The organism is Mycobacterium sp., assembly GCF_049673265.1.
Lineage (GTDB): Bacteria > Actinomycetota > Actinomycetes > Mycobacteriales > Mycobacteriaceae > Mycobacterium.
Genome location: NZ_JBATXN010000514.1, coordinates 1 through 10,932, shown reverse-complemented (window position 1 = coordinate 10,932; position 10,932 = coordinate 1). Strand labels below are relative to the sequence as shown.

The 10,932-nt window shown below is 67.7% G+C and carries 10 protein-coding genes and 1 pseudogene; 9 read left to right on the top strand and 2 right to left on the bottom strand.

What is annotated here, in order from left to right; genetic code table 11:
* Positions 1 to 968, bottom strand: a 968-nt coding sequence (locus WBF82_RS17790) for an AMP-binding protein (RefSeq protein WP_424384282.1), incomplete at its 3' end; no start/stop codon positions are given.
* A gap of 77 nt (positions 969 to 1,045) precedes the next feature.
* Between WBF82_RS17790 and WBF82_RS17785 the strand changes: the two genes are divergently transcribed.
* The 6 genes from WBF82_RS17785 to WBF82_RS17760 all read left to right on the top strand — a co-directional run bounded on the left by WBF82_RS17785 (position 1,046) and on the right by WBF82_RS17760 (position 7,304).
* Positions 1,046 to 2,650 carry an amidohydrolase gene (locus WBF82_RS17785; protein ID WP_424384281.1) on the top strand — a complete coding sequence of 535 codons (1,605 nt, stop codon included), beginning with the start codon at positions 1,046 to 1,048 and terminating at the stop codon, positions 2,648 to 2,650.
* Positions 2,647 to 3,621 carry an o-succinylbenzoate synthase gene (locus WBF82_RS17780; RefSeq protein ID WP_424384280.1) on the top strand — a complete coding sequence of 325 codons (975 nt, stop codon included), beginning with the start codon at positions 2,647 to 2,649 and terminating at the stop codon, positions 3,619 to 3,621. Before WBF82_RS17785 ends, WBF82_RS17780 begins: the two co-directional genes overlap by 4 nt.
* Before the next feature lie 14 nt (positions 3,622 to 3,635).
* Positions 3,636 to 4,781 carry an LLM class flavin-dependent oxidoreductase gene (locus WBF82_RS17775; protein ID WP_424384279.1) on the top strand — a complete coding sequence of 382 codons (1,146 nt, stop codon included), beginning with the start codon at positions 3,636 to 3,638 and terminating at the stop codon, positions 4,779 to 4,781.
* A gap of 73 nt (positions 4,782 to 4,854) precedes the next feature.
* Complete coding sequence (locus WBF82_RS17770) at positions 4,855 to 5,817, top strand: GlxA family transcriptional regulator (protein WP_424384278.1); 963 nt, start codon at positions 4,855 to 4,857, stop codon at positions 5,815 to 5,817.
* A gap of 13 nt (positions 5,818 to 5,830) precedes the next feature.
* Positions 5,831 to 6,550: a DJ-1/PfpI family protein gene (locus WBF82_RS17765; RefSeq protein WP_424384277.1), complete on the top strand. Its 720-nt coding sequence runs from the start codon at positions 5,831 to 5,833 to the stop codon at positions 6,548 to 6,550.
* A 43-nt stretch (positions 6,551 to 6,593) separates the two neighbouring features.
* The gene (locus tag WBF82_RS17760; RefSeq protein WP_424384276.1) at positions 6,594 to 7,304 is read left to right on the top strand and encodes a sensor domain-containing protein; all 711 of its coding nucleotides are present in this window, start codon (positions 6,594 to 6,596) and stop codon (positions 7,302 to 7,304) included.
* Between the two features lie 4 nt (positions 7,305 to 7,308).
* On the opposite strand, the gene WBF82_RS17755 is transcribed toward WBF82_RS17760, so the two are convergent.
* Complete coding sequence (locus WBF82_RS17755; protein ID WP_424384275.1) at positions 7,309 to 8,136, bottom strand: alpha/beta fold hydrolase; 828 nt, start codon at positions 8,134 to 8,136, stop codon at positions 7,309 to 7,311.
* A 126-nt stretch (positions 8,137 to 8,262) separates the two neighbouring features.
* Between WBF82_RS17755 and WBF82_RS17750 the strand changes: the two genes are divergently transcribed.
* From WBF82_RS17750 to WBF82_RS17740, 3 genes and pseudogenes are all read left to right on the top strand, one after another.
* On the top strand, positions 8,263 to 9,051 hold the full coding sequence (locus tag WBF82_RS17750) for an alpha/beta fold hydrolase (protein ID WP_424384274.1): 789 nt from the start codon (positions 8,263 to 8,265) through the stop codon (positions 9,049 to 9,051).
* Between the two features lie 23 nt (positions 9,052 to 9,074).
* Positions 9,075 to 10,715, top strand: a complete 1,641-nt coding sequence (gene menD / locus WBF82_RS17745; RefSeq protein WP_424384273.1) for a 2-succinyl-5-enolpyruvyl-6-hydroxy-3-cyclohexene-1-carboxylic-acid synthase — start codon at positions 9,075 to 9,077, stop codon at positions 10,713 to 10,715.
* A 35-nt stretch (positions 10,716 to 10,750) separates the two neighbouring features.
* Positions 10,751 to 10,932, top strand: a pseudogene (locus WBF82_RS17740) (DUF3592 domain-containing protein); the annotation flags it as partial.

Here is a 10,932-nt window from a genome sequence, read left to right as displayed (position 1 = left end):
GCCTCGGACTGCCCGTAGTACTGGGCGAAAATCGGGCCGAACCGCCGGATCGCCACGGCCAGCCGGACCGGGTTGATCGCCGAGGCGCCGTAGTAGACGGTCTCCAGCGACGACAGGTCGCGGGTATGCGAATCCGGGTGGTCCATCAGCGCATACAGCATCGACGGCACCAGCATGGTGGCCGTAATACGTTGCTCTTCAATGACTTTCAGCACTTCGGCGGGATCGAACTTGCCGAGCACGATCATCTCGCCGCCCTTGACCAGGGTGGGCGTGAAGAATGCCGCACCCGCGTGCGACAGCGGCGTGCACATCAAGAACCGCGGGTGCTCCGGCCATTCCCATTCCGAGAGCTGGATCGACGTCATGGTGGCGATGTTCCCGGTGGTGCCGATGACGCCCTTGGGCTTGCCGGTGGTCCCACCGGTGTAGGTCAGGCCGCCGATGTGGTTCGGCGGAAGGTCGGCGACGGTAAGCGGCTTCGGCTGGTACTTGGCCGCCTCCGCCGACACATCCACGGCCACATCCCTCAGGGCTTCGGGCACCGGGCCGATCGTCAGGATCTGCTTGAGCGAGTCCACCTTTTCCAGCAGACCGAGCGCGCGCTCGACGAACATCGGGTTCGGGTCGATGATCAGCGAGGTGGCGCCGGCGTCGGAGAGCACATAGGCGTGGTCATCCAGCGAGCCGAGCGGGTGCAGGGCGGTGCGCCGATATCCCTGGGTCTGGCTGGCGCCGAGGATCATCAGCACCTCGGGGCGGTTGAGCGACAGCAGGCCGACGGTGACGCCGGTGCCGGCGCCCAGCGCGTCGAACGCCTGAATGTACTGGCTGATCCGCTCGGCCAGCTGACCACCGGTCAGCGTGGTGTCGCCGAGAAACAGCACCGGCCTGTTCTTGTGGCGCTTGAGCGCGCCCACCAGCAAGTGGCCGTTATGGGTCGGGTTGCGCAGCAGCTCGTCACTCATGTTGCCAGACTAGAACGTGTTGCAATTCGCGTGAGCTGGACCCTCGCACCCCATCGCGATCACTACTATCCGAGCACATGGCCGATGCAGATGTCGTCATCACCGGGACCGTGTTGACCGTCGACGAAGCCCGGCCCACCGCCGAGGCGCTCGCCGTCGCCGACGGTCGCATCATCGCCGTGGGCGACCGGTCCGAGATCGGCGAGCACATCGGCGCCGCCACCCAGACCATCGACGTCGGCGACGGCTGCGTGATGCCGGGATTCGTTGAGGCGCATGGGCATCCGCTGATGGAAGCCATCGTGCTGTCGGACCGGCTGGTTGACATTCGACCGGTCACCATGCGCAGCGCCGACGACGTCGTCGACGCGGTCCGCACCGAGGCGGCTCGACGCGGAGCCGACGGCGCCTACCTCAACGGCTGGGATCCGGCACTACAGATCGGACTTCCGCAGCCGACGCAGAGCTGGCTGGACGAGATCGCACCGGACGGGCCGCTGGTCATCGTGCACAACTCCGGGCACAAGGCCTACTTCAATTCGCACGCCGCCCAGCGTGCTGGCCTCAACCGCGACACCTCCGACCCCAAGGGCGCCAAGTTTGGCCGCACCGCCGACGGCGATCTGGACGGCACTGCCGAGGAAACCGGCGCGGTGTTTCCGCTGCTAAGCGGCGCTATTTCGCCGACCGATTACCCGGCGATGCTGCTGGCCGAGTGCGCCCGGCTCAACCGGGCCGGGCTGACCACCTGTTCGGAGATGGCTTTCGACCCGGCGTTCCGGCCATTGATTGGCGGCCTGCACGACCGACTCACCGTTCGGCTGCGTACCTACGAGATCTCCAATCCGCAGATGTCCACCGACGCGACACCCGGCCAAGGTGACGACCTAGTGCGCCAGGTCGGCATCAAGATCTGGGTGGACGGTTCGCCGTGGATCGGCAACATCGACCTGAGCTTCCCCTACCTCGACACGGCCACCACCCGAGCCATCGGCGTGACGCCGGGTTCGTGCGGGTGCGCCAACTACACCGCCGAACAGCTCACGGAGATCGTCGGCGCTTACTACCCGCTGGGCTGGCCGATGGCCTGCCACGTCATGGGCGACGCCGGCGTGGACACCATCCTCGACGTGTACGAAGAGGCGCTGCGCCAACATCCCCGCAACGACCACCGGTTGCGGCTCGAACACGTCGGCGCCATCCGCAACGAGCAACTCCAGCGCGCCGCCGACCTCGGCGTCACCTGCAGCCTTTTCGTCGATCAGATCCATTACTGGGGCGACGTGCTCGTCGACGGCCTGTTCGGCGAAGAGCGCGGATCCCGTTGGATGCCAGCCGGTTCCGCGCTGGCCACCGGAATGCGGATCTCGCTGCACAACGATCCGCCGGTCACGCCCGAGGAGCCGCTGCGCAACATCAGCGTGGCCGCCACCCGCACTGCGCCCAGCGGACGGGTCCTTGCACCCGAAGAGCGGCTGACCGTCGAGCAGGCCATCCGTGCGCAGACCATCGATGCGGCGTGGCAGCTGTTTTCCGACGACATCATCGGCTCGCTGGAGGTCGGCAAGTACGCCGACGTGGTGGTGCTGTCGGCCGATCCCCGCACGATGCCGCCTGAACAGATCGCCGACCTCGACGTCCGCGCCACGTTTTTGGCGGGCCGGCAGGTCTACGCGCAGTGACGCCAGCCCTGGACGACGTTCTCGACCGCCTGCACGTCGTGGTCCTGCCGATGCGGGTGCGCTTCCGCGGCATCACCACCCGCGAGCTTGCGCTGATCGACGGCCCGGCCGGCTGGGGCGAATTCGGCGCCTTCCTGGAATACGACCACCCCGAAGCCGCGCACTGGCTGGGCGCTGCCCTCGAATCGGCCTACTCCCAGCCGCCGCCGGCGCGACGGGACCGCATCGCGATCAACGCGACGGTCCCGGCCATCCCCGCCGCGCAGGTGCCCGAAATCCTGGCCCGCTTCCCCGGCGTCGGCACCGCGAAGGTGAAGGTCGCCGAACCCGGCCAGACCCTCGCCGACGACGTCGCCCGGGTCGACGCGGTCCGCGCCCTGGTTCCCACTGTGCGGGTCGACGCCAACGGCGCGTGGACCGTCGCGCAGGCGGTCGAGGCCGCGTCGGCGCTCACCGCGAGCGGCCCGCTGGAATATCTCGAGCAGCCTTGCGGCACCGTCGACGAGCTCGCCGAACTGCGCGGCCGGGTCGAGGTGCCGATCGCGGCCGACGAGAGCATCCGCAAAGCCGGCGATCCGCTGGCCGTGGTCCGCGCCGGGGCCGCCGATATAGCCGTGCTGAAAGTTGCTCCGCTGGGCGGTGTTTCGGCTCTGCTGAAGATCGCTGCGCAGATCGACATTCCGGTGGTGATCTCCAGCGCGCTGGACTCGGCCGTCGGGATCGGTGTCGGCCTCACCGCGGCCGCCGCGCTGCCGGAACTGCATCATGCCTGCGGGCTGGGCACCGGTGGGTTGTTCGTCGAGGATGTCGCCGAGGCTGTCGCGCCGGTCGACGGCTACCTACAGGTCGCGCGAGTGATACCCGATCCGGCGCGGCTGGCGGCGCTGGCCGCCTCGCCGCAGCGCCGGCAGTGGTGGATCGACCGGGTCAGGGCCTGCTACCCGCTGATCGCGTCGCCGATTTTGAAATAGCTGCAGACGCTAGGATGACTTCAATGCGCATTGGCATCATCGATCCGATCGTCGCTGCCCGGCCGAGCGCCGACAGCTTTACCAGAGCAAGCTATTTGGGCGCGGTCGCCAGTGGAGTCGATTCATTCTGGGTACCCGACCACCTCAACTCGCTGTTCCCCCGATCGCTCTGGACGCCGAAATACGCAGGCGTGTCAAGGTTTATGCCGTCTCTCGATGCCTACCTCGAGCCGTGGACCATGCTCGGTCACATTGCGGCGCGTAACCGCATCGGCCGGATGCGGTTAGGCGTGGGTGTCACAGACACCGGCCGGCGTAACCCCGCGGTCACCGCGCAGGCGGCGGCGACGCTGCATCTGCTCACCCGCGGCCGGGCCATCCTGGGCATCGGAAGCGGCGAACGCGAAGGCAACGAGCCCTACGGGGTGGACTGGTCGAAACCCGTCGCCCGCTTCGAGGAGGCAATGGCGACGATCCGGGCGTTGTGGGACTCGAAAGGCGAACTGGTCACTCGGGATTCACCGTTTTTCCCATTGCACAACGCAATCTTTGATCTGCCGCCCTACCGCGGCAATTGGCCAGAGATCTGGATCGGCGCGCATGGACCCCGCATGCTGCGGGCCGTGGGCCGCTACGGCGACGGTTTCTTTCCCGGTTTCCCGCATTCGCCTCAGGAGTACGCACGCCGCCTCGACGTCGTGCGTTCAGCAGCATCCGACGCTGGCCGGGACCCGATGTCGATCGTTCCGGCGATGTGGCTGTTCGTCGTCACGGGCCGCACCGCCGCCGACGTGGACGAGGCACTCGGGTCAGAAGTGGTCAAAGCGTTTGGTCTGACCGCACCCGACGAATTTTTCGCCCAGCACGGCGCGCAGCACCCGCTGGGAGTCGGCTTTACCGGCGCGCAGGACATCCTCCCCCAGGACTGGGACGAGCAGACAGCGTTGTCCTACACCAAGAAAGTTCCAACCGAACTCCTGAGGCACATGCTGCTGGCCGGCACGCCCGACGAGATCATCGGCCAAGCAGCCCAGTGGCGTGACCACGGAGTGCGCTACATCGTGCTGGCCAATGTGACGGCAATGCAACGCAGCGTCCGCAAGGGCGTGCTGGCCAACCCAGCGTTTTTCAAGATCGTCCGGGGCCTCAAGAAGCTCTAGTTCTCAGCCGATGTCCTGATCTGTGGGGTACATGGCGTAGACGCCATCGCGTTCGTGCCCAACACTTACCGGTATGACGCGAAAAGTCCTGATCGTCGCGTTCCCAGGCGTCCAGGCGCTGGACCTGGTCGGCCCGTTCGAGGTGTTCACCGCGGCGTCGCTGGCGTTAGCCGCCGACGCGAAAGAGGGATACCAGCTGGCGGTGGTGTCGATCGACGGGCAACCGGTGCCCACCGAAACCGGGCTGACCTTCGCCGCCGCCGGCCTGCCCGACCCGAGCGAGCCCGTCGACACACTGATCCTGCCCGGCGGCCGCGGTGCACGTGGTAGCCGGCAAGATCCGCGCCTGATCGACTGGATCGTCGCTGCGGCGCCGCGGGCCCGCCGAGTCGCCAGCGTGTGCACCGGAGCTTTCCTGGCCGCGCAGGCCGGTCTGCTGGACGGCTGCCGGGCGACCACGCATTGGGCCTACGCCGACGAACTGGCGCGGGAGTTCCCGGCGATCGTCGTCGACCCCGACCCGATCTTCGTGCGCAGCTCGCCGACGATGTGGACGGCCGCGGGCGTCAGCTCGGGTATCGACCTGGCGCTGTCGCTGGTCGAAGACGACCACGGCACCGAGGTGGCGCAGACGGTGGCCCGGTGGCTGGTGCTCTACCTGCGGCGGCCCGGCGGACAGACCCAGTTCGCCGCGCCGGTGTGGATGCCGCGGGCCAAGCGTCAGCCGATACGCGACGTCCAGGAAGCCATCGAAGCCGAACCGGGTGGCGCGCACAGCATCGCGGAGCTGGCCCGCCGAACCACCATGAGCCCAAGGCATTTCACCCGCGTATTCACCACTGAGGTCGGTGAGGCGCCCGGCGCTTACGTCGAACGGGTCCGCACGGAGGCCGCGCGCCGCCAGCTCGAAGAGACCGACGACACGGTGGCCGTGATCGCTGCGCGATGCGGCTTCGGCACCGCGGAAAGCATGCGCCGCAACTTCATTCGGCGCGTCGGCGTATCACCAGACCAGTATCGCAAGACCTTCGCCTAACCAAGGAGCAGCTATGCAGATCGCGATCGTGACGTATCCGGGATTCACCGCGCTGGACTTCATCGGGCCCTACGAAGTGCTGCGCTGGCTGCCCGACACCGAGGTCCGCTTCGTGTGGCACGAACCCGGCCCGGTCACCGCCGACTCCGGCGTTCTCGTCATCGGCGCAACTCATTCGTTTGACGAAACCCCCTCGCCAGACATCGTTTTGGTGCCCGGCGGGATGACCACCGTGGCGCACGCCCGCGACGAGAAGTTGCTGGACTGGGTGCGTCAGGCGCATCAGAGTGCGACGTGGACGGCGTCGGTCTGCTCCGGTTCGATCATCCTTGCGGCCGCCGGCTTGCTCGACGGCAAACGCGCCACGTCGCATTGGGCGGCCCTTCCGATGCTGAAAGGCTTGGGCGCCATCCCCGTTGGCGATGAGCGCGTTGTCCACCAAGGGGAGATCGTGACCAGCGCGGGGGTGTCTGCGGGCATCGACCTGGCCCTGTGGCTGGCGGGGCGAATCGGCGGTGAGGACCGCGCGAAGGTCATCCAGCTGTCGATGGAATACGACCCGCAGCCGCCGTTCGACTCCGGCCACATGTCCAAGGCATCCGCGAAGACCAAGGCGGCTGCCACCGCGCTGATGGCCAGAGACGTGGCCAAACCGGCTCAGCTGAAGGCCGGGACGCAGCTGCTGTGGAACCGGGCGCTGTCCGCCGCGCGGGCCAAGGCCGGCCGCCGTTAAATTGCCGCCGCTGTCAAGCTGTTAGCGGTCATATGCTTGGTGGATGCGGCGTCTTGGCGTCATCGCGGTCCTGGTGTGGATCTTGGTTGGGTGCACCTCGACCGTCGCCGGAACCGCCACCGTGCGCGGCGGCGCGAAAAACCCCACTGCGAAGGCACACGGCCTGGGCGCGCTGCTGCTCAGCCTCGACGAAATGAAGCAGCTGCTGAAGTTCGACGAGATGGACGTCCAGGACACTTTGACCCGGCCCGAGGCCCGGGGAATCTATCAGCCTGCCAACTGTGTGGGTGCGGTGTTCAGCAGTATGGCAGGCTCCTATGACGGCAGCGGGTACCGCGACTTCTACGAGGTGCGGCAGTCAGACGTGAGTCCGGGAGGCGTGCCGCACTGGGTCGATCAGAGCGCCGCCACCTTCGACAATGACGTGGCCGCAAAGGATTTCGTTGCCAACCAGAGCGCCCAATGGCGCCAATGCGCCGGCCGGCAGTTCAAGTACGCGTATCCGCTGCCAACCGACTGGCAGGACTCCTACCGGATCGGCGACACGATCGATTCCGGGTGCGCGACGATGATCTCCAACGTGGCTACCGGCGACAAGCAATACACCGACATCCGGGTACTGGCCGCCAAGTCCAACATCGTCGTCGACCTGCAGTTCACCGGCTTCGACCTGACCGACCAGCCCGCAACGGCAGTCAACCGGATCCTGGATCGAATCGCTGCGCACGGGCATGAGTGCGCGTTTTGGGCATAGCCGGCTAGCCCGCGATTGCCTCGACCACCACTTCCGGGTTATCTAGCGCGACAAAGGTTTTCGCGTCGGGCACCTCGATCAACTTCCCGTTGCTGAACACCCCGGCCAGGCGGCGGCCCAGGCTCGGTGTGAAACAGCGATCCGCCTGACCCCAGACCAGCGTGACCGGCTTGTTGAACCGCGGTAGCCGGGTGGCGACATCGGTGAGGTCGGTCTTGGCGACCTGACGCAGCAGTGCCGCCAGATCGCGGCAGATGCGCGAGTCCTTGAGGCATGGCTGCAGCCAGTCGGCCGTCATGTTCGGGTCGGGCTGGTTGATCAGCAGGCCGTACCCGAGCGGGGAGCGGCGCAGCGCGCCCAACCGCATTGGTCCCATCAGCGCCTTGATCGAGACCGGGCCGCGTAGCGCGGCGAACACCAGATCGAACGGGGCAGGAGGGCATTTGTCGAACGCATCGCAATTGGTGAGCACCAGCCGGCCAATCCGGTCTGGATGGGCGTCGACGACCAGTTGGCATAGCCCTCCGCCGGTGTCGCTACCCACCAGCGTCACATCGGAAAGGTCGAGGGCGACGATCGCGTCGTTGATCAGCTCCGCGACACCGGCCAGCGATAGCACGCTGGCGTCGCGGACGGGGATGGTGTGTGAGCCCAACGGCAAAGTCGGCACGATGCAGCGGTACCCGCGGCGACCCAGCTCTTCGGCGACGGCGCGCCACAGTTGCCCGTCCACCAAGATGCCGTGGATGAACAGCACCGGCGGGTGCGCCGAATCCTGCGGTCCAAACTCCTGGTATTCGATGGTGGCCTGCGTGAGTGCGAGCTCTGCCATGTCGTTCGTTCCTCCTCCAACTCATCGATTCCGTTCCCTGATATTCCAGCTCAGCGGCCGCTGCCAGGTCGACGCCGCGAGCTGCCAGATACTGCCACCGCGCGGGCGTCGCGTAGGTTCGTCGTCGTGATCAACCTGGCTTACGACGACCAAGGGACCGGTGAGCCCGTCGTGTTCATCGCCGGACGCGGCGGTGCCGGACGCACCTGGCATCTGTATCAGGTCCCGGCTTTCCTGGCGGCGGGCTACCGCGTCATCACCTTCGACAATCGCGGTGTGGGCGCCACGGCAAACGCCGACGGTTTCACGACCGAGAGCATGGTCGCCGACACCGCCGCGCTGATCGAATCGCTGGGCGTTGGCCCGGTGCGCATCGTCGGGGTGTCGATGGGGGCGTTCATCGCCCAGGAGTTGATGGTGGCCCGGCCCGATTTGGTTAGCCAGGCGGTGCTGATGGCGACCCGGGGCCGGCTGGACCGGGCGCGGGAGTTCTTCCGCAGCGCCGAAGACGAGTTTGCCGCCTCCGGTGTGCAGCTACCGGTCGCTTACGACGCGAAGATCCGGTTGCTGGAGAGCTTTTCGCCCAAGACGCTGAGCAACGACGAGGCCGTCGCCGAGTGGATCGGCATGTTCACCATCTGGCCGGTCAAGCTCACCCCGGGGATGATCCGCCAGGGCGCCATCTCGCCACAGGGCAATCACTTGCCCGCCTACCGCAACATCACCGCGCCCGTGCTGGTACTCGGTTTCGCCGACGACATCGTGACGCCACCGCACCTGGGCCGCGAGGTCGCCGACGCCATACCCAAGGGCCAGTACCTGCAGCTCGCCGACACCGGGCACCTCGGATTCCTGGAGCGCCCCGACGCGGTCAACTCCGCGGCGCTGCAATTCTTCGGCTTTATGGGCGTCTGACGCGCACTCGATAGGCTGGTCGGGTGAATCCCTCGACGGCCCAGGCCCGTGTCGTCGTCGACGAACTGATCCGCGGCGGCGTCCGCGATGTCGTGCTGTGCCCGGGCTCGCGCAACGCCCCGCTGGCGTTTGCGCTGCAGGACGCCGACCAGGCCGGCCGGATCAGCCTGCATGTGCGCATCGACGAGCGGACCGCCGGGTATCTGGCGATCGGGCTGGCGATCGCCGCGGGTTCGCCGGTCTGCGTGGCGATGACGTCGGGCACCGCGGTGGCCAACCTGGGTCCGGCCGTGGTTGAGGCCAACTACGCGCGGGTGCCGCTGATCGTGTTGTCGGCCAACCGGCCCTACGAGCTGCTCGGCACCGGCGCCAACCAGACCATGGAGCAGTTGGGCTACTTCGGCACCCAGGTGCGCGCCACGATCAGCCTCGGGCTGGCCGAGGACGCGCCCGAGCAGATGGACGCGTTCAACGCGACCTGGCGGTCGGCCACCTGCCGGGTGCTGGCGGCGGCTACCGGCGCCCGCAGCGCCAACGCCGGGCCGGTGCAATTCGACATCCCGCTGCGCGAGCCGCTGGTACCCGACCCCGATGCTGGCCGCACCCCGCAGGGACGCCCGGGCGGCAAACCGTGGACCTACTCTCCGCAGGTCAGCTTCGACCAGCCGCTGGATATCGACCTGAGCCCGGACACCGTCGTGATCGCCGGCCACGGCGCCGGCGAGCAACCCGACTTGGCCGCGCTGCCCACCGTCGCCGAGCCGACCGCCCCGGCGGCGGCCAACCCGCTGCATCCGCTGGCGCTGCCGCTGCTGCGCCCGCAGCAGGTGATCATGCTGGGCCGCCCCACCTTGCACCGACCGGTCTCGGCGCTGCTGGCCGACCCGTCGGTGCCGGTCTACGCGCTGACCACCGGCCCGCGCTGGCCCGATGTGTCGGGTAACTCCGCGGCCACCGGCACCCGGGCGATCACCACCGGTGAGCCGAACCCGGCGTGGCTGGACCGCTGCGCCGAGCTCAACCGGCATGCGATCACCGCGGTGCGCGGACAGCTCAAGGCCCACCCGCTGACCACCGGTCTTCACGTGGCCGCCGCCGTCGCCGAGGCGCGGCGCCCCGGCGACCAACTGGTGCTTGGCGCGTCCAACCCGGTGCGCGACGCCGCGCTGGTGGGGCTCGGATCCGCGAGGTGTCGCGGACAGATCACAGTGCGGTCCAACCGCGGGGTCGCCGGCATTGACGGCACGGTGTCCACCGCGATCGGGGCGGCTTTGGCGCACGAGCGCTCAGGCGGGCGCACTGTCGCGTTGATCGGCGATCTGACCTTCGTGCACGACAGCTCCGGGCTTCTGATCGGGCCCACCGAGCCGGTACCGGCCGACCTGACCATCGTGGTGTCGAACGACAACGGCGGCGGCATCTTCGAATTGCTCGAGCAGGGCGATCCGCGCTTTTCTGACGTGTCTTCGCGGGTGTTCGGCACCCCGCACGACGTCGACGTCGGCGCGCTGTGTCGTGCCTACCACGTCGACAGCCGACAGATCGAGGTCGACGAGCTCGGTCCCGCGCTGGACGAAGCCGGCGCCGGGATGCGGGTGCTCGAAGTCAAGGCCGATCGATCCTCGCTGCGGCAGCTGCACGCCGCCATCAAGGCCGCATTGTGAAGATCCCCGCCAGGGTTGCAGATGCTTTTGGGGCGCTGGCCTCGCTGAAAGCATTGGCGCGCATCCTGATTCACGGCCGTAGCGGCGAGCTGCCCAACACTCGGGGGCATCGCGTCGTCCGCTGGGCACGGGTTGGGGTGCTGATCGTGGCCGGGCTGGTAACCCTGCAGTCGCTTCTGCTGGTGGCTGGTGCGGTGCGCAATGACATTGCCATCCA

What these genes read in the sequence shown, in the direction of transcription:
- WBF82_RS17760 (WP_424384276.1), top strand. Translation starts at nt 6,594, where the DNA reads ATGCGGCGTCTTGGCGTCATCGCGGTCCTGGTGTGGATCTTGGTTGGG.
- WBF82_RS17785 (WP_424384281.1), top strand. Translation starts at nt 1,046, where the DNA reads ATGGCCGATGCAGATGTCGTCATCACCGGGACCGTGTTGACCGTCGAC.
- WBF82_RS17765 (WP_424384277.1), top strand. Translation starts at nt 5,831, where the DNA reads ATGCAGATCGCGATCGTGACGTATCCGGGATTCACCGCGCTGGACTTC.
- WBF82_RS17755 (WP_424384275.1), bottom strand. Translation starts at nt 8,136, where the DNA reads ATGGCAGAGCTCGCACTCACGCAGGCCACCATCGAATACCAGGAGTTT.
- WBF82_RS17775 (WP_424384279.1), top strand. Translation starts at nt 3,636, where the DNA reads ATGACTTCAATGCGCATTGGCATCATCGATCCGATCGTCGCTGCCCGG.
- WBF82_RS17770 (WP_424384278.1), top strand. Translation starts at nt 4,855, where the DNA reads ATGACGCGAAAAGTCCTGATCGTCGCGTTCCCAGGCGTCCAGGCGCTG.